The sequence below is a fragment of the methane-oxidizing endosymbiont of Gigantopelta aegis genome (assembly GCF_016097405.1).
Taxonomy (GTDB): domain Bacteria; phylum Pseudomonadota; class Gammaproteobacteria; order Methylococcales; family Methylomonadaceae; genus Methylomarinum.
Genome location: NZ_JAEHGD010000002.1, coordinates 372,715 through 395,758, shown reverse-complemented (window position 1 = coordinate 395,758; position 23,044 = coordinate 372,715). Strand labels below are relative to the sequence as shown.

27 protein-coding genes are annotated in these 23,044 nt (G+C 45.6%); 17 read left to right on the top strand and 10 right to left on the bottom strand.

Going from position 1 to position 23,044, the window contains the following annotated elements; all coding sequences use genetic code 11:
• The first annotated feature begins 3 nt into the window (after window positions 1-3).
• From JEU20_RS12805 to zapD (JEU20_RS12795), 3 genes are read left to right on the top strand one after another with little or no spacing between them, the layout of a single operon-like run.
• Window positions 4-873, top strand: coding sequence for a prepilin peptidase (locus JEU20_RS12805; RefSeq protein ID WP_198246537.1), 870 nt, complete (start codon window positions 4-6; stop codon window positions 871-873).
• The gene (gene coaE, locus JEU20_RS12800; RefSeq protein WP_198246536.1) at window positions 857-1,465 is read left to right on the top strand and encodes a dephospho-CoA kinase; all 609 of its coding nucleotides are present in this window, start codon (window positions 857-859) and stop codon (window positions 1,463-1,465) included. The genes JEU20_RS12805 and coaE overlap by 17 nt, the downstream gene beginning before the upstream one ends.
• 17 nt (window positions 1,466-1,482) lie before the next feature.
• Window positions 1,483-1,761, top strand: a complete 279-nt coding sequence (gene zapD, locus JEU20_RS12795; RefSeq protein WP_198246535.1) for a cell division protein ZapD — start codon at window positions 1,483-1,485, stop codon at window positions 1,759-1,761.
• On the opposite strand, the gene JEU20_RS15670 is transcribed toward zapD (JEU20_RS12795), so the two are convergent.
• The 3 genes from JEU20_RS15670 to JEU20_RS15660 form a co-directional block, all read right to left on the bottom strand.
• Window positions 1,758-2,492, bottom strand: coding sequence for a DDE-type integrase/transposase/recombinase (locus JEU20_RS15670; protein ID WP_198244948.1), 735 nt, complete (start codon window positions 2,490-2,492; stop codon window positions 1,758-1,760). The genes zapD (JEU20_RS12795) and JEU20_RS15670 overlap by 4 nt on opposite strands.
• Entirely contained in the window at window positions 2,489-2,989 is a 501-nt protein-coding gene (locus tag JEU20_RS15665; RefSeq protein WP_342590517.1) for a hypothetical protein, read from the bottom strand. Before JEU20_RS15665 ends, JEU20_RS15670 begins: the two co-directional genes overlap by 4 nt.
• Window positions 2,990-3,091: 102 nt before the next feature.
• Window positions 3,092-3,313 carry a transposase gene (locus tag JEU20_RS15660; protein ID WP_342590516.1) on the bottom strand — a complete coding sequence of 74 codons (222 nt, stop codon included), beginning with the start codon at window positions 3,311-3,313 and terminating at the stop codon, window positions 3,092-3,094.
• Window positions 3,314-3,358: 45 nt separating this feature from the next.
• Here JEU20_RS15660 and zapD (JEU20_RS12785) point away from each other — a divergent pair, with 45 nt between their 5' ends.
• From zapD (JEU20_RS12785) to trxC, 3 genes are all read left to right on the top strand, one after another.
• Window positions 3,359-3,655: a cell division protein ZapD gene (zapD, locus tag JEU20_RS12785; RefSeq protein WP_342590524.1), complete on the top strand. Its 297-nt coding sequence runs from the start codon at window positions 3,359-3,361 to the stop codon at window positions 3,653-3,655.
• Window positions 3,656-3,677: 22 nt separating this feature from the next.
• On the top strand, window positions 3,678-3,881 hold the full coding sequence (yacG, locus tag JEU20_RS12780) for a DNA gyrase inhibitor YacG (protein WP_198246533.1): 204 nt from the start codon (window positions 3,678-3,680) through the stop codon (window positions 3,879-3,881).
• Between the two features lie 273 nt (window positions 3,882-4,154).
• Window positions 4,155-4,586: a thioredoxin TrxC gene (trxC, locus tag JEU20_RS12775; protein WP_198246532.1), complete on the top strand. Its 432-nt coding sequence runs from the start codon at window positions 4,155-4,157 to the stop codon at window positions 4,584-4,586.
• A gap of 26 nt (window positions 4,587-4,612) precedes the next feature.
• On the opposite strand, the gene JEU20_RS12770 is transcribed toward trxC, so the two are convergent.
• The 5 genes from JEU20_RS12770 to JEU20_RS12750 are packed head-to-tail and all read right to left on the bottom strand — an operon-like array spanning window position 4,613 to window position 9,207.
• Entirely contained in the window at window positions 4,613-5,563 is a 951-nt protein-coding gene (locus JEU20_RS12770) for a Nudix family hydrolase (RefSeq protein ID WP_198246531.1), read from the bottom strand.
• Window positions 5,563-6,777 (bottom strand): bifunctional glutamate N-acetyltransferase/amino-acid acetyltransferase ArgJ, encoded by a 1,215-nt coding sequence (gene argJ / locus JEU20_RS12765; protein ID WP_198246530.1) that lies wholly within the window; start codon window positions 6,775-6,777, stop codon window positions 5,563-5,565. The genes JEU20_RS12770 and argJ overlap by 1 nt, the downstream gene beginning before the upstream one ends.
• Window positions 6,778-6,793: 16 nt before the next feature.
• Window positions 6,794-7,939 (bottom strand): cation diffusion facilitator family transporter, encoded by a 1,146-nt coding sequence (locus JEU20_RS12760; protein WP_198246529.1) that lies wholly within the window; start codon window positions 7,937-7,939, stop codon window positions 6,794-6,796.
• A gap of 3 nt (window positions 7,940-7,942) precedes the next feature.
• Window positions 7,943-8,167 (bottom strand): sulfurtransferase TusA family protein, encoded by a 225-nt coding sequence (locus JEU20_RS12755; RefSeq protein WP_198246528.1) that lies wholly within the window; start codon window positions 8,165-8,167, stop codon window positions 7,943-7,945.
• Complete coding sequence (locus JEU20_RS12750) at window positions 8,164-9,207, bottom strand: tRNA (5-methylaminomethyl-2-thiouridylate)-methyltransferase (RefSeq protein ID WP_198246527.1); 1,044 nt, start codon at window positions 9,205-9,207, stop codon at window positions 8,164-8,166. The genes JEU20_RS12755 and JEU20_RS12750 overlap by 4 nt, the downstream gene beginning before the upstream one ends.
• 124 nt (window positions 9,208-9,331) lie before the next feature.
• On the opposite strand from JEU20_RS12750, the gene JEU20_RS12745 reads away from it, so the two are divergent.
• On the top strand, window positions 9,332-10,495 hold the full coding sequence (locus JEU20_RS12745) for a PilT/PilU family type 4a pilus ATPase (protein WP_198246526.1): 1,164 nt from the start codon (window positions 9,332-9,334) through the stop codon (window positions 10,493-10,495).
• A gap of 91 nt (window positions 10,496-10,586) precedes the next feature.
• Here JEU20_RS12745 and rpmG read toward each other — a convergent pair whose 3' ends face one another.
• On the bottom strand, window positions 10,587-10,742 hold the full coding sequence (gene rpmG / locus JEU20_RS12740; protein ID WP_198246525.1) for a 50S ribosomal protein L33: 156 nt from the start codon (window positions 10,740-10,742) through the stop codon (window positions 10,587-10,589).
• Between the two features lie 15 nt (window positions 10,743-10,757).
• Entirely contained in the window at window positions 10,758-10,994 is a 237-nt protein-coding gene (rpmB, locus tag JEU20_RS12735; protein WP_198246524.1) for a 50S ribosomal protein L28, read from the bottom strand.
• A 136-nt stretch (window positions 10,995-11,130) separates the two neighbouring features.
• Between rpmB and gshB the strand changes: the two genes are divergently transcribed.
• The 10 genes from gshB (at window position 11,131) to JEU20_RS12685 (ending at window position 23,036) form a co-directional block, all read left to right on the top strand.
• On the top strand, window positions 11,131-12,078 hold the full coding sequence (gene gshB, locus JEU20_RS12730) for a glutathione synthase (protein WP_198246523.1): 948 nt from the start codon (window positions 11,131-11,133) through the stop codon (window positions 12,076-12,078).
• Entirely contained in the window at window positions 12,075-12,941 is an 867-nt protein-coding gene (locus JEU20_RS12725; protein ID WP_198246522.1) for an energy transducer TonB, read from the top strand. The genes gshB and JEU20_RS12725 overlap by 4 nt, the downstream gene beginning before the upstream one ends.
• Window positions 12,938-13,504 (top strand): YqgE/AlgH family protein, encoded by a 567-nt coding sequence (locus JEU20_RS12720; protein WP_198246725.1) that lies wholly within the window; start codon window positions 12,938-12,940, stop codon window positions 13,502-13,504. Before JEU20_RS12725 ends, JEU20_RS12720 begins: the two co-directional genes overlap by 4 nt.
• Window positions 13,497-13,967, top strand: coding sequence for a Holliday junction resolvase RuvX (gene ruvX, locus JEU20_RS12715; RefSeq protein ID WP_198246521.1), 471 nt, complete (start codon window positions 13,497-13,499; stop codon window positions 13,965-13,967). Before JEU20_RS12720 ends, ruvX begins: the two co-directional genes overlap by 8 nt.
• The gene (pyrR, locus tag JEU20_RS12710) at window positions 13,951-14,469 is read left to right on the top strand and encodes a bifunctional pyr operon transcriptional regulator/uracil phosphoribosyltransferase PyrR (protein WP_198246520.1); all 519 of its coding nucleotides are present in this window, start codon (window positions 13,951-13,953) and stop codon (window positions 14,467-14,469) included. Before ruvX ends, pyrR begins: the two co-directional genes overlap by 17 nt.
• 1 nt (window position 14,470) lies before the next feature.
• Window positions 14,471-15,439 carry an aspartate carbamoyltransferase catalytic subunit gene (locus tag JEU20_RS12705; RefSeq protein ID WP_198246519.1) on the top strand — a complete coding sequence of 323 codons (969 nt, stop codon included), beginning with the start codon at window positions 14,471-14,473 and terminating at the stop codon, window positions 15,437-15,439.
• Window positions 15,436-16,719 carry a dihydroorotase gene (locus tag JEU20_RS12700; protein WP_198246518.1) on the top strand — a complete coding sequence of 428 codons (1,284 nt, stop codon included), beginning with the start codon at window positions 15,436-15,438 and terminating at the stop codon, window positions 16,717-16,719. Before JEU20_RS12705 ends, JEU20_RS12700 begins: the two co-directional genes overlap by 4 nt.
• Window positions 16,716-17,021, top strand: coding sequence for a c-type cytochrome (locus tag JEU20_RS12695; protein ID WP_198246517.1), 306 nt, complete (start codon window positions 16,716-16,718; stop codon window positions 17,019-17,021). The genes JEU20_RS12700 and JEU20_RS12695 overlap by 4 nt, the downstream gene beginning before the upstream one ends.
• Before the next feature lie 105 nt (window positions 17,022-17,126).
• Entirely contained in the window at window positions 17,127-17,984 is an 858-nt protein-coding gene (locus JEU20_RS12690; protein WP_198246516.1) for a hypothetical protein, read from the top strand.
• Window positions 17,985-18,413: 429 nt separating this feature from the next.
• Window positions 18,414-23,036 (top strand): EAL domain-containing protein, encoded by a 4,623-nt coding sequence (locus JEU20_RS12685; RefSeq protein WP_198246515.1) that lies wholly within the window; start codon window positions 18,414-18,416, stop codon window positions 23,034-23,036.
• Window positions 23,037-23,044 lie beyond the last annotated feature (8 nt).

Here is a 23,044-nt window from a genome sequence, read left to right as displayed (position 1 = left end):
ACTATGTCTATAATAGATCTCCTGGAACAATCGCCGCTAATACTCACAACAATCGTCTTTATTTTAGGGCTACTGGTCGGCAGTTTTTTAAATGTCGTTATCTACCGTTTACCCGTAATGATGAATCATGCCTGGCGGAAAGAATGCCTGGACTATCTGGAAATGGCGGCAGAAACAGAACAGCCGCCTTTCAATCTGTCTGTCCCAAATTCACACTGCCCAGAATGTAAAGCACCGGTCAAACCCTGGCAAAATATTCCGGTGATAAGTTACCTGTTGTTAGGCGGCAAATGCCACCACTGTAAAACACCTATCTCGATTCGCTATCCCTTAATTGAAGCCTTCACCGCTGTATTATCCGCCATTGTCGCCTGGCATTTTGGTTTCAGCCTCGCGTTGTTATTTGCCTTAGCATTAACCTGGGTATTAATCGTATTGAGCTTCATTGATATTGATCATCAGTTACTGCCCGATCAGCTCACTTTGCCAATGCTGTGGCTAGGTATTTTTCTCAATTTGTTTGCTGTGTTCACCGACCTTGAATCAAGCGTCATCGGTGCAATTGCCGGTTATTTGAGTTTATGGTCGGTCTATCATCTGTTTAAACTGTTCACAGGTAAAGAAGGCATGGGTTATGGCGATTTCAAATTACTCGCCTTGCTCGGCGCCTGGCTGGGCTGGCAATATCTACCACTCATCATCCTGTTATCGTCTCTTGTCGGCGCTATTCTTGGCATTGCTATGATTGTTTTTGTCAAACATGACCACCGTCAACCCATCCCGTTCGGCCCTTATCTGGCCGCGGCTGGCTGGCTGGCTTTGATTTGGGGCGACCAACTCAATCAACTGTACCTTAATGCCACAGGCCTTTAACCCACCATTAAAAATCGGCTTGACCGGCGGCATAGGCAGCGGCAAAAGCACTGTTTGCAAGCTGTTTTCCGCCTTTTCAATTCCAATTATCGATGCCGATATCATTGCCCGTGAAATTGTTGCGCCAGGGCAAGCTGCACTCGCCCAAATCCAACTGACTTTTGGCAATATCTTATTAGCCGACGGCACTCTAGATCGTAAAAAACTGGGCCAGATCATTTTTGCCGACCCCGCCAAAAAACAATGTCTGGAAAACATCCTGCATCCTTTGATTTACCAACGCCTGAAAACACAAGCTGCGGCACAACTTAGCCCTTATGTCATCCTTGCCATCCCATTATTATTTGAAACTGACATGACTGATCTGGTCGATCGTATTTTAGTCATTGACTGCCCGGAAACTTTACAACTGCAGCGCGTTAAACAACGCGACCAATTAGATGATGACCAAATCCAGCGTATCATCGCTAGTCAATCCAGTCGTGAAGAGCGTTTAGGCCGAGCCGATGACATTATCGATAATTCAAAATCAACGGCCGAACTTGCAGAACAGGTTAAAAACCTTCACAATTTATATCTTTCATTGATTTAATCAAGGCTCACTTCGGTTTGAACACACAAATCACTTATGAATTTCCGCTCAATGAACGCATCAGAGTTTTTATGCGACTTGAGCAATTATTTATGCAACTCAATCATTTTCTGCAAGGCAACACGGTATTTGAAAAACGGGCTGCGATTTCTATTCTGTTAGAAATTCTAATGATTTTCAGCCGTAATGACCTGAAATCAGAATTATTGAAAGAAATGGATCGACAAATAAAAATCGCTAAATGTCAACCAACCTGTCGCATTTTTTGCAATAATTTACGAAATGAATTTTATTAAGCTGCTTGACATTCTGTTGTGTTGAAATTTTCCTTATCCGGATTAAGATAAACATGGCCAATGGGCGTTAAATTTCGTGTTTGTCGTCCATTCCATCGCTCTGGATTGTCTCTTTTTGCTTGCTCGATGACTCGTTTTCTTTTTTCGAGTACGGCGCTGTCTAAGCCGTTATGGCGTTGGTTGGGTGTTACAAACTTGAGCGCACTGTGTTGATGTTCATTGTTGAACCAACAAACGAAAGCTTCAACCCAGTTCCTGGCTTCGCTTAATGTTTTAAAAGGGTTTTCTGGAAAGGTATGATGATATTTGACTGTTTTAAATAACGATTCTGAATAAGGATTATCATTACTGACACGAGGTCTGCTGAACGACGTGGCAATGTCTAAATCGACCAATTTGGCCCTTAATGTTGCGCCTTTCATCGGACTGCCGTTGTCAGAATGTATCACCAATTGCTTTTTGTCGATGTTTTCCCGGCGAGCGATATCTTCGATCAAATCAGCAGCGTGTGCGCTTGATTCGGCATCATGAACTTGCCAGCCTACGATTTTCCGACTATAGATGTCCATCACCATGTAGAGGTAAAAATACTGCCCTTTGACGGGGCTTAATAAATACGTAATATCCCACGAGTAGATTTGATTGGCCTGTGTGGCTTTGAGTGACTGCGGTTTATTATGCTGACCTGCGGCTCCTTTAGCTCTGTGCTTAAGCTGGTTGTGGGCTTTCATGACACGATAAAGGTTGATTCTGATGCGAGATAGCAGCCCAAATCCAATAACCTCGGAACGATTTGATGCGGCGTTAAAGCGCTGTATTCCGGTTTATTAATCACGGTGATGATTTCTTGCTTGATGGCCTCGGATAATTGATTGTGCACAGGCGCTGTATTGTGCAGTCGTAGGTCTTCTGAGAGTCCTTCTCCCCGGTTCCAACGCTGATAGGTTCGAGCTGATATACCCACCAGTTCACAGGCTAATTTCTGCCGCGCTCCATTGTCAACGGCTTCATCAATGAGTGCGCTGTAGTGTTGGCGATCTGAGTAGGCGATTAATCGGCCGCCTTTTCCCCCAGATCGCTTGGCACTTTTTGATAACACCAGTAAAGCCGCTGTTTCTGATAACGCTTTCTCTTTGCGGTTTAGCTCCTTATGCAAACGCTTGTTTTCTTGTTTGAGTTTTGTTTGCGCCTGTTTATATACGGATTCTGTTGATTTAGATTCTGACAAAATTCCGCTTTCCAGGTATTTAGATGATGTAAGTAGATGCCTTGTTCACGACAATAGGCGCTAGCCTGATCATCGGTGAGATGATGACAATGAACAATGGCTTCAAAACGTTCTACTGTATTCCAATCTTGAGGGCTTTTTTTCTTTTGACATGTTTGACTCTGTTTTTTCGAGTTGATTTTTCTTAGCTAACCGAATCCATTTTTGAAGTGTGGAGTAACCCACACCTAAAGTAACTGCAATTTGCTTTAGCGATTGTTCTGGTCTTCTGGATAATGCTTTTTCTACTGATTGTACTTTAAATTCTTGGCTAAATACGCTCATTTTTGTCTCCTGATTTAAAATTTCCTAGGCGACAGGTATGTTGACATAGGGGGATTCCGAGCAATCAATCAGGCTATCGACATGATTTTAGGCTATATCCGGCAAAGCAATACGCCAAAACAATACACGGCCGAAGCCGGTTTCTTTCAAATGGGACTAGATAGCAGCCAACCGGTACAATTATTGCGCGTACTACTGGATAAAAGCATTCCCTGTTTCGCCGAAATCAGCGGTGGCAAATACCGCTTTACTATCCGTTTCATGGAGCCTTCTAGCGACAAAAACCGCCCTGTACAAACTACCCAAGACATTCCTTTTTTATTAACCCGTTGCATTTTCTAATCTCCATCCCCATTATCAGCGTATGAAAGTCAAATGTCCGACCTGCCAAAAGGAAGTCCTTTGGAGCAAACAAGAAAAATTCAGGCCTTTTTGTAGCCATCGTTGCCGTTTGATTGACCTTGGGGATTGGGCTACTGAAGCCCATAGAATACCAGGAGAGCCAGCCTGGCTTGATGACGAGAACGAATACAGGAACGTCGATTCAACGCAAGACGACGTGTCTTAACCTAAGCCAGCCATAACACCATTTATTTTATGGCATGTAACTACTCACGCCTTCAGAAACATTGAGTGTAGGGTATTGATTTTTCAGGCTTGTGCAACAAGGATGTTGCACAGAGCTACAGGGAGGTATCTACGCGTCCTGAAAAATCAATACCCTACGCCAACTAAATGATTACCGTGCGAGCAGTTACACTATGGCATGAGAACAGTAAGGCCAGATTAAATTCTCGCTTCGGTCGGCTTCTAACAAAAGCATAACAACGAGGAGAAAAAAATGCATGCAACCCATATTATCTGTCCACATTGCAATACTACTAATCGCGTATTGACAGAAAAGCTCAGCCATCAACCGAAATGTGGCAAGTGTAAAAAACCGTTATTTACCGGCCAACCGGTCGAATTGAACAGCCAGAATTTCGCCAAATTCATCCAACAGAACGATATTCCAGTCATCGTCGATTTCTGGGCGCCCTGGTGCGGACCCTGTAAGATGATGGCACCACAGTTTGCAGATGCCGCACGACAACTCGAACCTTATTTCCGGCTAGCTAAATTGAATACAGAACAGGAACAAATGATTGCGGCCAATTTTAATATCCGCAGTATTCCAACCCTGGTCGTGTTTAAACAAGGCCAGGAAGTTGCACGCCAGGCCGGTGCCATGAACAGTGCCGATATTGTACGCTGGGCACAGGCCCATCGCTAACCCGTATATGGATTAACGGTCAAGTTTCAGCTTACGGCACTGTCTTTGATGAACGTGCGAATACCGGCAACGCCCTGACCACCACAACGTTTAACCTGTGGCAAGTCGGCTACGCCTACACCGCCTAACGCATAAACCGGGATGCCACAGTTCTCTGTCAACTGTTTGAACTGTGGCCAACCTAAAGCGGGCGCATCAGGATGTGAGGCTGTTGTCTGCACCGGCGCTAACACGGCAAAATCGACACCGATTTTTTCAGCCTGTGCCAATTCTGCCACCGTATGGCACGATGCCGCAACCCATTTGAAACCTTCCGGCTTGGCTGACTGGCGCATCAAATCCTGGCCAGTCAAATGAATACCGACGGAGCTATCCACAGGGGAAATTGGCAAGGCAGAATTAAACAGAAGCTGACACGCGCCAGCCTGCGCTTTAAACCGCAGCTCTGCCAACAATGCATCCGTAACCGGCGTTTTCAAGGTTTTCAATCGAATTTGAACCATATTGACTTTATTGGTCAATATCTGCTCGAACCGCGTCAACACCTGTGCCTCGTCCGTGCCCTCCAGAATCGCATAAAACGGCGGCAAGCTGATGGCATTAATGATCGGCCGATTCGCCGCGGGGAAGTCATATTCAAGTAAGTCATGACGATTGACCCAGGCAATATCTTGGCCCTCCCGCCCCGATGCCTTTCCAGTAAATTCTTTAACCCGCCATACATCCAATAAGACGCTGCGGTCATGATACTGATAAGGAATTTTAATCAAAGGCTCGGAATGCCGGACTGCAATGCCCAGTTCTTCGGCCAATTCTCGCTGCAAGGCTTGCTCGATAGTTTCTCCCGCCTCACGCTTCCCTCCAGGGAACTCCCATAGCCCGCCCTGATGTGCGGCGGCATGCCGTTTAGCGATTAAAACGTGGCCATCATGTCGCTCAATAACACCGACCGCCACATGTAAAAATGGCGTATTCATCAGGTTCTATATTCCGCATTGATACGCACATAATCATAAGATAAATCACAGGTCAGCAGCCGTTGACAAGCCTGGCCGCGCCCTAGCACAACCCTGACCGTAATCTCTTCTTTGTCCATCACCGCCTGCCCTGCCTGCTCGGTATAGCTGGGTGCACGGCCTCCGGCTTCGACAATGCAGACATCACCTAAATAAATTTTAACCCTATCAATATCAAAATTTTGTACGCCAGCTCGACCCACTGCCGCCAATATCCGACCCCAATTGGGATCGCTGGCGAAAAATGCCGTCTTAACCAACGGTGAATGGGCAATGGTTTTGGCTACCTGCAATGCCTCTTCATCCGTCAATGCCTGCTCGACAACAATACGAATCAGCTTTGTCGCACCTTCACCATCTCTGATAATCGCTTCGGCCAACTGCGCAGTAATCCGATTCAAAGCCTCGCAAAAAGTAATAAATGCCGTGCTATCTTCACGAATCTCCACCACAGAACTACATCCTGTCGCCAGCAAAACACAAGCGTCATTCGTTGAGGTGTCACCATCGACGGTGATTCGATTAAACGATTGCTCAACCGCCTGTTGCAAACAGCGTTGCAGCAGTGGCTGTGCAATGCAGGCATCAGTTGCAATAAAACTAAGCATCGTCGCCATATTAGGATGGATCATCCCCGAGCCTTTCGCAATCCCAGTAATCGTCAACTGCTGACCATCAATTTCAATCACTTCCGATGCACCTTTAGCAAAGGTATCGGTGGTCATAATCGCCAGCGCCGCCTTATGCCAATGCTGTTCCGATAAATCTGCCACAGCCTCCGGCACAGCCTTGAGCATTTTCTCCAGTGGCAAGTTCTCGCCAATCACACCGGTTGAAAATGGCAATACCTGAGTTGGCTCTCCCCCTACCTGTTTGGCGACCTGCTGACAACAAGCCTGAGCATCCGCCATGCCTTGTTGTCCAGTGCCGGCATTAGCATTGCCCGAGTTGACCAATAACCAGCGCGGTGCGTCAGCCAAGTGTTTTTTAGCCACATGCACCGGTGCGGCACAAAAAGCATTCCGGGTAAATACCGCTGCACAGCGTCCCGCTTCAACCATTTCAATCAGCAAAAGATCATCCCGCTGATTTTGTTTGATACCCGCTAGTGTGGTGCCTAAACGAATACCTTTCACCCTGTGCATCTCAGGGAATGACGTGTTGCCTACAGCCATATTGTTTCCAATTTCCTCATGCTTTTATAAATACATTGATTTTGCCGATTTTATCGACTGTTCTTTCCAGTAAAGCGCAATGTTGTTTGATTTGTTCAATTAACTTGACTTGTCCAAGAATCAAATGCGGCAGCATAACCTCGATTTCCAGCTTTCCATCGAGATAATGAATTTTGATTTCATCGATATGCTCAAATAAATCACCGAGTGTCTCCCGAAATAAAGCGATAATTTCCTCACGTTGTGGCAGCACATCGTCTTTATCAAGAAATTCGTCGTCTTCAGGATCGACATGCACCAAAACATCTTGAATATCGTCAAATTCATTTTTCAGCCGGTCACGGACGATATCACCAATCTGATGCCCTTCAGAAACCGTAATGCGCGGATCGACTACGATATGTGCATCCACATAGGCATCTTCACCCATTTGCCGAGTCCGGAGTAAATGAATATCTTTAACGCCATGAGTGGTTTTAATCGTTTTTCGAATCGCCTTGACCTGCTCTTCCGGCAAGGAGGTATCTACCAATTCGTTAATACTTTGCAAAACCAGAGTAAAACCAATTTTACCGACCATCAACGCCACAATCACCGCCGCAATGGCATCGGCATACGGATAACCTGCAAATACACCAATAATGCCAATCAAGACCACAACGGACGAAATCGCATCACTGCGGTGATGCCAGGCATTGGCAATCAATAAGTTAGAGCGAGTCTTGAGTCCGGCGCGTTTGGTGTAATGATAGAGCCATTCATTTGCCAGAATCGAAATCAGCGCAACCCACAAGGTATTTCTATCTGGCAACAACAATTTTTCCGCATGCCGCAATCGTTCACTGATATCCCAAACAATACCACCAGCAATCACCACCAACCCTAATCCAAGCAATACGGTAGCTAGGGTTTCGTAACGCCGATGCCCATAGGGGTGATCATAGTCAGCCTCGCGACTGCCCATTTTGATCGCACCAATGACGACTAAGTCACTCAATAAATCCGACAGAGAATGAATACCATCGGCAATCAATGCGGCAGAATGCCCCCATATTCCTACACCGACTTTGATCAGTGTCAAAAACACATTGACCATCGCGCCCACATAGGTAACACGTGTTTTTACGCGGGCTAATTCTTCACTATCCAATACAGCAGCCATAGACTAACCCACCTCAAGAACAATAATATATTCACCATCCTGTTCACGGCATTCTTTCACCCGATGCCCGTTAATTCGGCACCAGGCCGGAATATCCTGCATCACGCCAGGGTCGGTACAAATCACTGTTAACTCGTCGCCCGTCGTCAGTTTTTTTACTTTATCCTGGGTTCGGATCACCGGCATTGGGCATAATAATCTGCGGGCATCTAGCGTTTCCTTCATCATACAAACCACTCCTCAGGGATCTCATCGGCTTTCAAAGGTTTCACAGTAATCATGCGCTCGGCTTTATCTTTTTCCCGAATCTGCAACGTCACTTCGTCGGCATTCCGCCCTTGTCCATAACGTGCGGTAATCTGCCCGGCTAAAATCAAATCATCTTCGCTCGGCTCACCATCGATCAGTACTAATGGCCCTCGATGACTCACGCAATTCATATTGATAAAGTGATTCTTATATCCCTGCATGAACCGCGCCTCACCCTCTTCACGCGCAACAATCAACTTAAAGTTGTTTTTAGGCCGGATATGGCGACCGACTTTTAATAACATCACATCATCCAAGTCGTATTCTTTTTTACCTCGCGCCTGCCACAAATCAACCAGCTTCTTGGAATAATGTTCATCGGTCAGAAAACAGCAGCCACCTGCCGGTTGTGCATAGTCCTCAAAACCAAAGGCTTCAGCCAACGCCATCTGCGGTTTACGCGACCGACCGCTAAAATCATACAGTTTTTCCCTGTCCACCCAACCTTCCCTTTCAGGCAAAGTCATCGGTAAGTTCTTGGCGCAAAGCGGCCGTAACAACAAATCATCAGCACCCGATTCAGCCGCAACAATCGGCATGGTTTCCCGTCGTTGTGACATCGGCCGCTGACCGATAACCTCCCCGGTAATAATAAAATCAAAACCATTTTCCTGAATCCATTGCTTGGCTTTATTCACCATAAAAATCTTGCAATCCAGACACGGGTTCATATGCGCACCATAACCATGCTTAGGGTTAATCAATACATCTTTATATTCATCGATAATATCGACAATATGCAGTTTGATGCCGAGCTGTTCGGCAGACCACAGCGCATTATTCCGTTTCTGTTTGTTCTTGTCTTTCTTACGGATGGCATGGGTATGGCCTTCCACGCAAAAACCGGTAAAAAAATTGATGCCCTCAACCTGTATGCCCTGCTCCATGATGACTCTTGCTGCCAACATGGAATCCAACCCGCCGGAAATCAAAGCAACTGCTTTTTTTGGCTCACTCATTGTTCAAATCTGCCGTCTATCACAAAAATGACCTATTATACCTGCATAAATCTTATCTTGACTGCAAGATCATAAATCTTGACTAAACTTACACAAACAGACCTTAAGCAACGGCAAAATAGCTATGGAATTTAGAGACTATTTGAAAATATTGGTACACAAAGATGGCTCTGATTTATATCTGACGGCAGGCGCGCCACCCGCCGCCAAATTTCAAGGCCAGTTGAAACCACTGGAAGCGACCATTCTGACAAAAGAAAAAATCAAGGCAATCGCCGATAGTGTCATGGACGATGAACAACGTGAACAATTTGAACAGATTCCCGAAATGAACCTGGCCATCTCCGAAACTGGCATTGGCCGCTTTCGTGTCAACATTTTCAAACAGCGCAACAACCACGCCATGGTCGTGCGCAATATCAAGGTCGATATTCCTAATGCCGATGACCTAGGTCTGCCTCAGATTTTAAAAGACAAAATCATGTCTAAACGAGGGCTCATTCTCTTTGTCGGCGGCACAGGTTCCGGAAAATCCACCTCGTTAGCCGCCCTGATTGATCACCGCAACAGCAATTCATCCGGCCATATCATCACCATCGAAGACCCGATTGAATATATTCATCCGCACAAAAAATGCCTGGTTAATCAACGTGAGGTTGGCGTCGACACCCGTTCTTACGAAGACGCTCTGGAAAACACATTACGCCAGGCGCCCGACGTGATTCTGATTGGTGAAATTCGCACGCAGGAGACCATGGAACACGCCCTTGCCTTTGCCGAAACTGGCCATCTGTGCTTATCAACCCTACATGCCAACAATGCCAACCAAGCACTGGATCGAATTATCAATTTTTTCCCTGAAGAACGCCGCAATCAACTGCTGCTTGACCTTTCACTCAACCTGCAGGCCTTTATCTCTCAACGCTTAGTGCCTACGCTTGATGGCAAACGCACCGCTGCCTTTGAAATATTGCTCGGCACGCAACTGGTGAAAGACCTGATTCATAAAGGCGAAATTCATGCCATTAAAGAAGCGATGGAAAAATCGGAAAACGTCGGTATGCAAACCTTCGACAGCCATTTACTGAAATTATACAAATCCGGTATTATTTCTTTGGAAGAGGCGTTAAGAAATTCGGACTCACCGAACAATCTCAAACTGAAAATCAGCCTCAGTGAAGGCAAAGGTGCAGCAGCCGGTACTAAAAGCCCTCGCCTTGATAGCCTGGCTTTGGAAGAAAAAGAAGAAGAGGAAGATGATGAAAATGCACCTGAAGAAGATCTTTAACCTCCCTTTAACACATAAAAAACCCGCCATACAGCGGGTTTTTTATGTGGCCAGTCAATAAAGCCGGCCGGATAAAATCAAATCGGAATAATTATTTGATTTTAGCTTCCTTGTACATCACATGCTTACGAACAACCGGATCATATTTTTTGATTTCCATTTTTTCCGGCATGGTTCTTTTGTTTTTTGTCGTCGTATAAAAGTGACCGGTTCCGGCACTCGATACTAATTTTATTTTATCGCGCATATTTCAACCCTCTTATCAGAATTTTTCGCCGCGTTTGCGCAGCTCGGCCAATACGGTATCGATACCTTTTTTATCGATAATACGCATTCCTTTGGTAGAAACGCGCAAACGAACCCAGCGGTTCTCGCTTTCTACCCAAAATTTATGATGATGAAGATTGGGATTGAAGCGCCTTCTGGTTTTATTGTGTGCGTGAGAAACATTGTTTCCGGTAACAGGCCGTTTACCCGTCACTTGACATACTCTGGACATGATTACCTCTTGTGCGTGCCTTATTCAAAAGTTAGCCCGCTTTTATACCAAAAAAAGCATCAAAGGTAAACACAAAAACCTAAATAAATTTGTTAGAATACGGCTAAAAACACTCACAAACCTACGGAAATCTGCGATGACGCTTAAATTTGGCATGGTAATGGACCCCATTCAATCCATCAATATAAAAAAAGACACCAGTTTTGCGATGTTATTGGAAGCGCAAGCGCGTGGCTGGTCGCTCCATTATATGGAACTGAATGACTTGTATCTGCTCGATGGCAAGGCTTATGCCAGAACCCGCAACGTAACAGTTGAACGCAACCCAGAACACTGGTTTAGCTTCAACGGTGAGCAGGACATACCGCTGGCTGATCTGGATGTCATCATTATGCGTAAAGACCCCCCTTTTGATCTGGAGTATATCTACGCAACCTATTTACTGGAACAGGCAGAAAAACAAGGGGTGCTGGTCGTCAACAAACCCCAGTCCTTACGTGACGCCAATGAAAAACTGTTCACGGCCTGGTTTCCTGAGTGCTGCGCCAGCACGCAAGTCACACGCGAAGCCCATCGTATTCGCCAATTTCTGGCTCAACATGGGGAAATCATTTTAAAACCACTAGACGGCATGGGCGGCGCATCTATTTTCCATATTCGCGAAAATGACCCAAACCTTAGCGTCATTCTGGAAACCATGACCCATCATGGCCAGCGCTTCATCATGGCACAACAGTATTTGCCTGAAATCAAAGATGGCGACAAACGTATTTTGCTGATTGATGGTGAAGCAGTCCCCTATGCCCTCGCCCGCATTCCGGCGCAAGGCGAGTCGCGCGGCAACTTAGCGGCCGGCGGCCGGGCGCAAGGTCGTGAACTGACGAAAAGAGATTTATGGATTGCCAACCAGGTCGGTCCGACACTCAAAGAAAAAGGTTTGTTATTTGTCGGCATTGATGTGATTGGCAATTACCTGACCGAAATAAACGTCACCAGCCCAACCTGCGTGCAGGAACTTGATCGGCAATTTGGACTCAATATCAGCGCCCTATTGATGGATTGTATCGAACAAAAATTATCATGAAGTCGTTTTTCTACCCCTCTCCTTCGCCAACCTCCCATAGCGACACCCTGTTAGTTGCCTTGTTCATCGCGGCGGTTATTCATGTCGTCATTTTGTTAGGCCTTAATTTCAAACTGCCACAGCAGCATAAAATCCGCAAATCCATCGAGGTCACCTTGTCCAATATGCCGGCCGCTAAAGCGCCTAAAAAGGCAAAGTTTCTGGCCCAGGATAATCAGATGGGCGGCGGCCGAAAGGCACAAAAACCGACACCAAAACAACAAAAGATTCCAGCTCGCGGCAATACCCAGAAACGCCAAAACGCCAGCAAGGCAACGCAATCGAAACAAGCCTCAAATAAAAAACTGATATCCACTCAGGCTAAAAGCGTTCGAATCATTCAAAAAGACAAACAGACACCTAAACATAAACCCGTACAAAAAAAACTGGATGCCAAAATGTTACGCCATCAGATTGCACAACTGGGTGAACGCATCCGCCACAGTCAGCAGGGTGCCGAATTCAACCGGATGAAATTCATCAATCAACTGAGTACACATCGCTATGTCGCAGCGCAATATATGAAAGACTGGGAAAACAAGGTTGAAAGAACCGGTAACCTGAACTATCCTGAAATTGCCCGCCAACAAGGCTTTTCCGGCACGCTAACCATGGATGTGGGTATCAATCCCGATGGGACAATTTATAGTATGCGCATCACTAAGTCGTCAGGTATCAAGGCGCTGGATGATGCCGCTAAACGCATTGTACGCCTGAGCGCACCTTTTGCTGAGCTCCCCGCCGAATTGCTCCAGGAAGTCGATATCCTGGTCATCCGCAGGGTTTGGAAATTTTCTGATGAATCCGGTATAACCACACGCTGATTATGACTCAAGACTTTTTAAATCATCAATTTTTAATCGCCATGCCGCTATTGGCTGACACTAATTTCTCACATACCGTCACCTATTTGTGTCAGCATAATGAAGAAGGCGCCCTAGGCATCGTTTTCAACCGTCCTTCAGGTCTGACACTAGAGATGATCTTAGGACAAATGGACATCAAAACAGAATCTGAAGCCATCGCTAACACACCGGTTTATGCCGGCGGCCCGGTACAACAAGAACGTGGCTTTATCATCCATACCGGCCCGAACACCTGGGATGCGACCGTCCAAGTGTCCGATGAAACCTATCTGACGAGTTCCCGTGACATTCTCGAGGCCATCGCCGCAGATGAAGGCCCTAAAAAGTATTTGGTGGCCTTAGGTTATGCTGGCTGGGGTGAAGGACAACTCGAAAAAGAAATGGCTGATAACGCCTGGCTGAACACCGATTACGATGCCGGGATTTTATTCGATCTTCCGGCTAAACAACGCTGGATTGCCGCCGCCAGCAAGCTCGGTGTGGATATTAGCACGCTGACCACGCCTGCCGGCCATGCCTAACAAAGACCCGTTGGCCCGACATAACGCCGATACCTTGCTTGCTTTTGATTTCGGCAACAAAAAGATTGGCGTTGCCATCGGCCAAACCAGCACCGGCATCGCCAGCCCATTGCAAACCATACGTTCCCACAACCAACAGCCTGACTGGCAAAAAATCACCCATTTGATCGAACAATGGCAGCCTGCAGGCTTTGTCGTCGGCCTGTCAACACAAGACGATGGCAGCGACAACCCAATCACACCTAGAATCCGCAAATTTTGTCGTCAACTGGAAGGCCGTTATCAACGTCCGGTTTATCAAATGGATGAAGCTTTCAGCACCTTTGAGGCAAAACAACTGCTGTATGATGAATTACAGCTTAAAGCTGGTAAACTATGGGAAGTACAGGATCAACTGGCCGCTCAACTTATTTTACAAAGCTGGCTGAACAATCACACAGAGCAATATGACACTAACCGATAACGATATTCCTCAACTGCTGGATAATTTACATGCCAGCATTCAACAACAAATCGAACAACGTCATTTAAACAATCCGATCATCATCGGCATTCAGACAGGTGGCGTCTGGATCGCGCAAGCGATGCATCAAAGGCTGGCCATGCAGGAACCGCTTTACAGCATGGATATTTCATTTTACCGCGACGACTTCTCCCAGATTGGCATGCACCCTCAAATCAAACCGAGTCAATTGCCGCCCCATCTGGAAGGCCGTGATATTATTTTAATCGATGATGTATTTTATACCGGTCGTACAGTACGTGCAGCGCTGAACGAACTGTTCGATTATGGCCGCCCAAACCAAGTTGTATTGGCCGTTTTGATTGAACGCGATGGCCGTCAAATACCCCTGCGGCCGGACTGTGCCGGCACTCAAATCACCCTGCAACCCGGCCAACGTATTAAACTGACAGGTCCTGAGCCATTAGGCATCCATATTCAAACCGTCAACCAGGCCGCCTAATATGAACAGCGCATTGCAACTGAATGCCCATGGAAAATTAAAACATTTTTTAAGCATTGAAGGCTTGAGCAAAGCCCTATTGACCGAAATCCTGGATACTGCTGAATCCTTTGCCGGCATTACCGGACAAGCGGTTAAAAAAGTCCCGCTATTGCGCGGTAAAACCATCGTCAACCTGTTCTTTGAAAACAGCACCCGTACACGAACCACATTTGAACTGGCCGCTTCACGCCTATCCGCCGATGTTCTGAATATCAATATCGCTACCTCAGCCACATCAAAAGGCGAAAGCCTGCTAGACACCATTCGAAACCTGGAGGCGATGCATGTCGATATGTTTGTCGTGCGTCATGCCATCAGCGGCGCCGCCCATTTCATTGCCCAACACAGTGCGCCGCATATCAGCGTCATCAATGCAGGCGATGGGCAGCACGCCCATCCAACTCAGGCCATGTTGGATATGTTGACAATCCGCCAGCATAAAAAAGATTTTACACGTTTAAAAGTCGCCATTATCGGCGATATTCGTCACTCCCGCGTTGCGCGTTCGCAAATACAAGCCCTGAATACGTTAGGCGCCCAGGAAGTCCGCGTTATCGCACCCAAAACCCTGTTACCCGCCCAGATTGAAAGCCTCGATGTGACGGCCCTGCATGATATGGAACAAGGGCTTAAGGATATTGACGTCATCATCATGCTGCGTCTGCAAAAAGAACGCATGACCTCGGCTTTGTTGCCCAGTGAAAGCGAGTTTTTCAAATGCTATGGTTTAACACAAAAAAAGCTGGCCTGCGCCAAACCGGACGCAATCGTCATGCACCCGGGCCCCATCAATCGTGGTGTTGAAATTGACTCAACCGTTGCTGATGGCCCGCAGTCGGTCATTCTACGACAAGTCACTAACGGTGTGGCCATTCGCATGGCGATTATGTCAATGGTGTTACAACAAAGCACGGAGCCTGTGGCATGAGTAAAATTCTGATTCAAAACGGGCGTGTAATCGACCCGGCCAATCACATCGACCACTTACTACCCGTTTATATTGCTGCCGGCAAAATCGTCAGTGTCGGCCAGAAGCCGGCAGATTTTACAGCAGACATCATCCTTGATGCACACAATAAAATCGTCTGCCCGGGCTTTGTCGATCTCAGCGTACGCTTACGCGAACCGGGACATAGCCGAAAAGGCTCAATCCGCTCTGAAACTCAGGCTGCAGCCGCAGCCGGTGTCACTAGCCTGTGTTTACCTCCGGACACCCGCCCGATTATCGATACGCCATCGGTGGTTGAATACATTCGAGATAAGGCTGAACAAGCCGGCTACCCCAATGTATTTCCTTTTGCAGCCCTGACCAAACAATTAAAAGGTCAAGAACTCAGCAATATGCACGCTCTGAAGACTATGGGCTGCATCGCTGTCAGTAATGCCATGTGTGCACCACAAAATCTGCTGATTCTACGCCATGCAATGGAATACGCTGTTAGCCATGATTTACCCCTCGTGCTACGACCAGATGAGGCATCCCTTTCCCAGGGTGGCTGTATCCACGAAGGTGCAATCGCCAGTCAATATGGTTTACCTAGTATTCCTGCGGCGGCTGAAACCATCGCTGTCGCGCAAACGCTGGAACTGGCCATCCTGACTGGCTGCTGCGTTCATTTCAGCCAGATCAGCTGCCAAGGCGCAGTCAACAAAATCCAACAGGCGCAAAATGAAGGACTGCCCGTCACAGCCGATGTTGCCATTCACCAATTGCATTTGACCGATACCGATTTAATACCATTCGATAGTCGTTACCATGTGCTTCCTCCGTTTCGGAGTCAAGCGGATAAAACAGCATTACGGGAAGGACTTATCAATAACAGTCTAGCGGCGATTTGCTCTGACCATCAACCGCATGACCTGGATGCCAAACTCGGCGCTTTACCCGAAACTGAACCCGGTATTTCTGCATTGGAAACCCTGCTGCCATTGACCCTGCAACTGGTTGCAGAAAATAGCCTGTCGCTGTCTCAGGCTATTTCACTGTTAACCGACAAGCCGGCCGCTATTTTTTCCCTGGACAAAGGCTCGCTAAGCCCCGGTATGGACGCCGACATTTGTATTTTTGATCCAAACAAAAACTGGCAAGTCAACAAAGATACCTGGCACAGTGCTGGAATCAACACCCCCTATTGGGAGCAAACCCTGCAAGGTAAAGTATCTCATACCCTTCAATCCGGAAACATCATCTATCAGGATAACGCATGAAACCTTTAAAACGATGCTTATTACTCATGCCACTGGCATTAAGCGCCTGCTCACACCAAAATGACTATAGCCCAGCCCCTGACGCCACTGGCGAGCAAATTTTTGCACAGGTCTGCAGCGACTGCCATCAATCTAATGTAAATGGAATTATTTACACCCTGAAAAAAGAACAGGCCAATGCCAATTATATTCGTCAGCAAATCCAGCAAGGCTCGTTCATGATGCCAAAATTTCCTAACATGTCGAATGAGGCTATAAAAAAAGTCAGTCAATTTGTATTGGCGCACTCCAAAATACAATAAGCTTAAATTTCCTGCGACACTCCGCTTTTTATTCACAACAGCGGCCTGTTGCGTTATGCTTGCTATACACAATAATAAAATAATAAATACTCTTAAAGGTGTGTTATGGCTAAAAACTTTTTCTCTAAATTGATCGATTTAGCGGGTCTAAATTTACCCGACCCCAATTCTCAACATGATGATCCAAATAAATATCATCAACCGCCCAAAACGGACACTAATACCGGGCAAGGACTGACGCGTGTAGAACGCTATTTGCAAAAGAAAAACCCCCAACCCGAACCGACTCGTGTCGAACAATACCTGGCCAAAAAACAACAAGCCACAGCTCAAAACAAGACTGCAACCGAGACTTCTGAAATCGAAATAAACGACGCGCAAACTGACACTACATTAACCGGCGTTGCACGTTATCTGGCTAAAAAACAAGCTGCTTCGAAAACTCGCCTAAAACCAACCTCAGCACCTCAAAAGCCGATGACACGTGTTGAAAAATATCTGGCGCAGAAACAACAAGCGAAAGCTTCACCCCAAAAAAAGACTGTTAAAGCCGCAACGCTGGAGCCAAAACAAGACTCCGCACCCGTAACTCGTGTCGATAAATATCTTTCCCGCAAAAAACCGGCGTCAGCAGCACCCACATCAAAGCCTGAAGAAAAACAAATAACACCGGTGACTGAGGCAGCCGAAAAAACCATTACTGAAACAAAAACTGAAGCCGCAGAAAAACCCACAAAAACAGCTACAACAGAAAAAAAACAATCTTCAGTTATAGACCATAGCGAAAATGCAGATCAATGCCAGGCTGCAACCCAGAAAGGAACACGCTGCCGCCGCAAATCAAATCTGGAAGTATTGATAAAAACTATCAACAAACAAAAACACCGTTTTGCTGTTTGTCATCAGCATCACAACGCCGAATTTGTGCCTTTTGCAGAATTTATCAAAAAAACCGCAGAATAATCAGAGGGGATGTATCATCCCCAAAACTACCAACCTCACCACTTAACTTCGTAACGCATTATTCCCATGCTTCTGCGTGGGAATAGCCTTCGGTTTCGGGTCAGTAGAAACGAAAACCCATCATTTAAGCCGATGTTCGCTTTGATGAGATCAACTTCACTCTCGACAGCTGCGCCATGCGTTGCTCTTGCTCTACTCATCCCGCAACTTGAAATTTAACCCGGCAGCCCTTTTTGCCGATGGTGGCGTTGAAAATTATGCTGTAGCTAACTGACTACAGTGGCATTTTTCTCCTTACCCTCGACAAAAAATGAACCACCAAAAGCCAAATTTTCATCCGCAGTGCGCATAACCAAAAAGCCTCTTGCTCTATTTTTCTTGGCTATAATAGCTGACACAGCCCCTTAAAACTGGTAGAAACAACCGCTTATGCAGCACAAAATAGAAAAGACACGCAGGCGTTATAACCAATGGGTGGCCACTGAATCATTGGAAGATTATGCCTTGCGTTATGCACCAGCCAGTTTTCGCCAATGGTTACCCTTTGTGATAGGCAATACTGCATTAGGCAGTATTTCATTTCTAGCTTTAGAAGCGATTGGCGCAGCCTTATTGCTGGATTATGGTTTCAGTAATGCATTCTGGGGGATTGTGGTAGCCTCGCTGATTATCTTTTTGACTGGCATCCCCATCGCCTATTACTGCGCTCGCTACAATATTGATCTTGACCTTTTGACTCGCAGCGCGGGTTTCGGCTATATCGGTTCTTCCATCACCTCACTGATTTACGCGTCCTTCAGTTTTATTTTCTTTGCTTTGGAAGCGGCAATTATGGCGCAGGCATTATTATTGTATTTTGGTTTGCCGTTATCGCTAGGGTATATCGTTTGCTCATTGATCATCATTCCCTTGGTCTTTTATGGCATAACACTGATTAGTGCTTTGCAGAAATGGACTCAGCCATTGTGGCTACTTCTGATGTTGTTACCACTCTATTTTGTATTGACATCCAAGCCTGAGCTACTAAATGAAGTTCGCCATTTCTCCGGGGTAATCACACACAGTAACCAATTTGATATTTATTATTTTAGTATCGCTTGCGGCATTTCGCTGTCACTAATTGCCCAAATCGGTGAACAAGTGGATTATCTGCGATTCATGCCCGATCAAAATCAAAATAATCGTTGGAGCTGGTGGCTGACTGTGATCCTAGCGGGCCCCGGCTGGATTTTAATGGGTTGTTTTAAACAAATATTAGGCATGATGCTGGCTGTATTGGTTTTATTGAGTGGCTTAACACTAACAGAGGCTAAGCACCCCATTCAAATGTATAACATCGCCTATCGCTTTGTTTTTGATAATACTGATCAGGCGCTTTTGATCAGTATGCTGTTTGTTCTACTGTCACAAATCAAAATCAATGTCACTAATGCCTATGCCGGCTCCCTGGCATGGTCCAATTTTTTCTCCCGCATAACTCATTCTCACCCCGGCCGCGTCGTTTGGCTAATTTTTAATATTGCCATTGCCCTGATTCTCATGGAACTGGGTATATTTGAAGCTTTAACCGGAATCCTAGGACTTTATTCCAATATTGCCATTGCCTGGATAGGAGCTATTACTGCTGATTTAATCATTAACAAGCCGCTAAAATTAAGCCCTCCGATGGTGGAATTTAAACGTGCGCATCTGTTTGATTTTAATCCGGTTGGCTTTGTCAGCATGCTACTGGCTTCATTTATTTCAATCCTTGCCTATACCGGAGTATTCGGGCTGTATGCCCAGGCATTTTCACCCTTGCTAGCGCTATGCATCAGTTTTTTCCTAACGCCTGTCATTGCCAAATTCACGCAAGGGAAATATTACATCGCCCGAAATAATAAGCATTATGGGTATTCTGAGACACAGGAGACCTGTGGCGCCTGTGATCAACACTATGTCCAAACCGATATGGCTTATTGTCCTTATTATGATCACCCCATCTGTTCGCTCTGCTGTACATTAGATTCCAATTGTCACGACATCTGTAAACCCAAACCACCGACTTTTTATCAGCACGCCATTATCCGAATGATTAATCTTTTGACGCTGAATAAAATACCCTCTCAAAGTGCTCAGCGTATCGCCTATTTTTTGTCACTTTGGGGCATGATGTTAGCTGTGCTTGGACTAACACTCTGGGTAGTTTTTGTACATCCGTTCGGGCTTATCGATACTGAAAACACGGCCGTTCTTCGTGAGCTTTTTTATCCTGTTTTTTGGGTCATTGCTTTATTTTTAAGTGTGTTGGCCTGGTGGCTTGTATTGATTCAGGAAAGCCGGAGGTTAGCCGAAACTGAACTTGTCGAACAAAACCAAAAATTGACTGAAGAAATAGTCATCCGGCAACAAGCAGAGCAGCGAGCGGAGCGGAAAGCACTAGAACTACGTCAACAAGCCAATATTATTGATCATAATTATCGGCAGCTAGCACGTAGCGAGTCCTTGCTCAAACAATTAATACAAGCACAGCCGGCTATTTTTTTCCGGGTTGACGCCAAGATGTTTAAATTTACTTTCGTCAGCGATCAGGCAGAAGCAATTTTAGGATACCCTGCTCAGCAATGGCTTGATGAGCCCCATTTCTGGGAAAATCATTTACATGAGCAAGACCGTGCATGGGTACCAACATTTTGTTCAAGCCAAACCCAGGCTTTTCAGGATCATTCAATGGAATACCGGATGATTTCGGCTCAGGGTGAAACGGTCTGGATTAAAGATACTGTGACCCTCATTGTCGAAGACGGAGAGGTTAAGGAGTTAATTGGCTTTTTAATGGATATTTCGCAAAGCAGGCGAGATAGAGAAAAAATTCAGCGCCTGAATGATTTATATCATACCTTAAGCGAAATCAATCAAGCGATTATAAAAATATCCAATGAAACAGAATTATTTAATACCTTATGCCAAATAACGGTACGTTTTGGTAGCTTAAATATGGCCTGGGTAGGTGTAAAATCCAACCCTGATCAGCAAATTGTTCCTATTGCTTGCGCAGGTCAAGGCGTTGAATACCTAGATACCGTCAAAATCTCAGCAAATTCGGCATTAGCAGAAGGACAAGGTCCTATAGGGAGGTGTTATCGAGAACAAAGAATTATTGTCATAAACCGTTTTATGGATGATTCTAGGACTAAACCCTGGCAGCAAGCCGCAGGAACATTTAATTTTGCCTCTATCTGTTGTATTCCGATTATCCGTGGATCTGAATGCTATGCTGTATTGAGTGTATATTCACAAACCGAAGGTTATTTCACCAATGAAATCATCAAGTTGTTGACAGAGTTGGGCGAGGATTTAAGTTTCGCCCTGGCAACATTTGATCGAGAGACCGCGCGAAAAAAAGCCGAAGATGAACTGTATTTATCAGCCCAGGTTTTTTCCCAAAGCCAGGAAGCAATCTTGATTACCGATAAAAATAACCATGTCATTTCCGTCAATCAAGCATTTACCCGGATTACCGGTTATACAGAACAAGAGGTAAAAGGAAAAGACCCTGAAATTTGGGCATCAGGACGACAAACTATTGATTTTTATCGCTTGATGTGGGAAGAAATCAATAGTTTAAATTACTGGCAGGGCGAAACCTGGAATCGACGTAAAAATGGTGAAATCTATCCTGCCTGGATGAGTATTAGTTGCCTCAAAGATGCACAAAATAAAGTTTCTCATTATGTCGCTATTTTTTCAGATATTTCTCAACATAAGGAAGCAGAGGCGCATATAGAGCATCTAGCACATTATGACCCACTAACGGATTTACCTAACCGAGTATTATTAGAAACGCATGCAAATCAAACATTGATCACTGCAGAACGGAATCAAACACAATTTGCTTTATTATTTTTAGACTTGGATCGCTTCAAAAATATTAATGATTCATTAGGCCATCCTGTCGGAGACAAATTACTCATCGAGGTGGCCCGACGTTTAAAAGCACTGGTCCGCGAAGAAGATACGGTTGCTCGTTTAGGAGGCGATGAATTTAATATTCTACTACCGGATACCGATTTTAAAGGTGCAGGACGCGTTGCCGAAAAGATTATCGCGTCTTTTAATCAATCTATTGTAATCGCGAATAATCAACTACATATATCGACTTCGATTGGAATCAGCTTATTTCCAGAAAATGGTCACGATTATGAAACGCTGCATAAGAATGCGGATACCGCTTTATATCAAGCCAAAGCAAAAGGCCGCAATCAATATCAATTTTTTACCCAGAAAATGCAGCAACAATCTTTACAGAGACTAAAAATCGAAACCGCTCTGCGCCAGGCCATCCACAATAAGGAATTTGTTTTGTATTACCAACCCCAGGTCGATGCCATCAGCCATCAAATCATGGGCGCTGAAGCCTTGATACGCTGGCGACATCCCGACTGGGGCATGGTGTCTCCGGCAGATTTTATTTCGATTGCAGAAGACACCGGTTTGATTATGCCTATAGGCGATTGGGTATTACAAGAGGCAGTGCAGCAAATAAAAATCTGGCATCAGGCAGGGTTTGACGATTTAACGGTAGCGATAAATCTGTCGATGGCACAATTTCATGAGCAGGCGCTGGTGGAAAAAGTCACCACTACCCTGGAACAAGCGCAATTAAGCCCTAGGTTTCTAGAGCTTGAGCTCACCGAAAGCATGGCCATGAAAAATGCTGAAGAAGCCATTATGATTACACAACAGTTGGCTAAAACCGGCGTTCAACTATCCATAGATGACTTTGGAACCGGTTACTCTTCCTTAGCTTATTTACAACGCTTTGCTCTGGACAAACTGAAAATTGACCAATCCTTCACGGCTAAAATTGTTAAAAACCAGGGCACTGAAAATATTGTCAATGCCATTATCAGTCTGGCTAACAGTCTGAATTTAAAAACCATTGCAGAAGGCGTTGAAACAGAAGAGCAGCTCCAATTGTTACGGTCAAAAGGCTGTCATCAAATCCAGGGATACTATTTTTCCAAACCCTTGCCTGCCCGTGAATTTACAGCATTGCTAGAAAAAAGTTAGGGAGACTA

What these genes read in the sequence shown, in the direction of transcription:
- JEU20_RS12805 (WP_198246537.1), top strand. Translation starts at nt 4, where the DNA reads ATGTCTATAATAGATCTCCTGGAACAATCGCCGCTAATACTCACAACA.
- coaE (WP_198246536.1), top strand. Translation starts at nt 857, where the DNA reads ATGCCACAGGCCTTTAACCCACCATTAAAAATCGGCTTGACCGGCGGC.
- JEU20_RS15670 (WP_198244948.1), bottom strand. Translation starts at nt 2,492, where the DNA reads ATGAAAGCCCACAACCAGCTTAAGCACAGAGCTAAAGGAGCCGCAGGT.
- JEU20_RS15660 (WP_342590516.1), bottom strand. Translation starts at nt 3,313, where the DNA reads ATGAGCGTATTTAGCCAAGAATTTAAAGTACAATCAGTAGAAAAAGCA.
- yacG (WP_198246533.1), top strand. Translation starts at nt 3,678, where the DNA reads ATGAAAGTCAAATGTCCGACCTGCCAAAAGGAAGTCCTTTGGAGCAAA.
- trxC (WP_198246532.1), top strand. Translation starts at nt 4,155, where the DNA reads ATGCATGCAACCCATATTATCTGTCCACATTGCAATACTACTAATCGC.
- JEU20_RS12770 (WP_198246531.1), bottom strand. Translation starts at nt 5,563, where the DNA reads ATGAATACGCCATTTTTACATGTGGCGGTCGGTGTTATTGAGCGACAT.
- argJ (WP_198246530.1), bottom strand. Translation starts at nt 6,777, where the DNA reads ATGGCTGTAGGCAACACGTCATTCCCTGAGATGCACAGGGTGAAAGGT.
- JEU20_RS12760 (WP_198246529.1), bottom strand. Translation starts at nt 7,939, where the DNA reads ATGGCTGCTGTATTGGATAGTGAAGAATTAGCCCGCGTAAAAACACGT.
- JEU20_RS12755 (WP_198246528.1), bottom strand. Translation starts at nt 8,167, where the DNA reads ATGATGAAGGAAACGCTAGATGCCCGCAGATTATTATGCCCAATGCCG.
- JEU20_RS12750 (WP_198246527.1), bottom strand. Translation starts at nt 9,207, where the DNA reads ATGAGTGAGCCAAAAAAAGCAGTTGCTTTGATTTCCGGCGGGTTGGAT.
- JEU20_RS12745 (WP_198246526.1), top strand. Translation starts at nt 9,332, where the DNA reads ATGGAATTTAGAGACTATTTGAAAATATTGGTACACAAAGATGGCTCT.
- rpmG (WP_198246525.1), bottom strand. Translation starts at nt 10,742, where the DNA reads ATGCGCGATAAAATAAAATTAGTATCGAGTGCCGGAACCGGTCACTTT.
- rpmB (WP_198246524.1), bottom strand. Translation starts at nt 10,994, where the DNA reads ATGTCCAGAGTATGTCAAGTGACGGGTAAACGGCCTGTTACCGGAAAC.
- gshB (WP_198246523.1), top strand. Translation starts at nt 11,131, where the DNA reads ATGACGCTTAAATTTGGCATGGTAATGGACCCCATTCAATCCATCAAT.
- JEU20_RS12725 (WP_198246522.1), top strand. Translation starts at nt 12,075, where the DNA reads ATGAAGTCGTTTTTCTACCCCTCTCCTTCGCCAACCTCCCATAGCGAC.
- ruvX (WP_198246521.1), top strand. Translation starts at nt 13,497, where the DNA reads ATGCCTAACAAAGACCCGTTGGCCCGACATAACGCCGATACCTTGCTT.
- pyrR (WP_198246520.1), top strand. Translation starts at nt 13,951, where the DNA reads ATGACACTAACCGATAACGATATTCCTCAACTGCTGGATAATTTACAT.
- JEU20_RS12705 (WP_198246519.1), top strand. Translation starts at nt 14,471, where the DNA reads ATGAACAGCGCATTGCAACTGAATGCCCATGGAAAATTAAAACATTTT.
- JEU20_RS12700 (WP_198246518.1), top strand. Translation starts at nt 15,436, where the DNA reads ATGAGTAAAATTCTGATTCAAAACGGGCGTGTAATCGACCCGGCCAAT.
- JEU20_RS12695 (WP_198246517.1), top strand. Translation starts at nt 16,716, where the DNA reads ATGAAACCTTTAAAACGATGCTTATTACTCATGCCACTGGCATTAAGC.
- JEU20_RS12690 (WP_198246516.1), top strand. Translation starts at nt 17,127, where the DNA reads ATGGCTAAAAACTTTTTCTCTAAATTGATCGATTTAGCGGGTCTAAAT.
- JEU20_RS12685 (WP_198246515.1), top strand. Translation starts at nt 18,414, where the DNA reads ATGCAGCACAAAATAGAAAAGACACGCAGGCGTTATAACCAATGGGTG.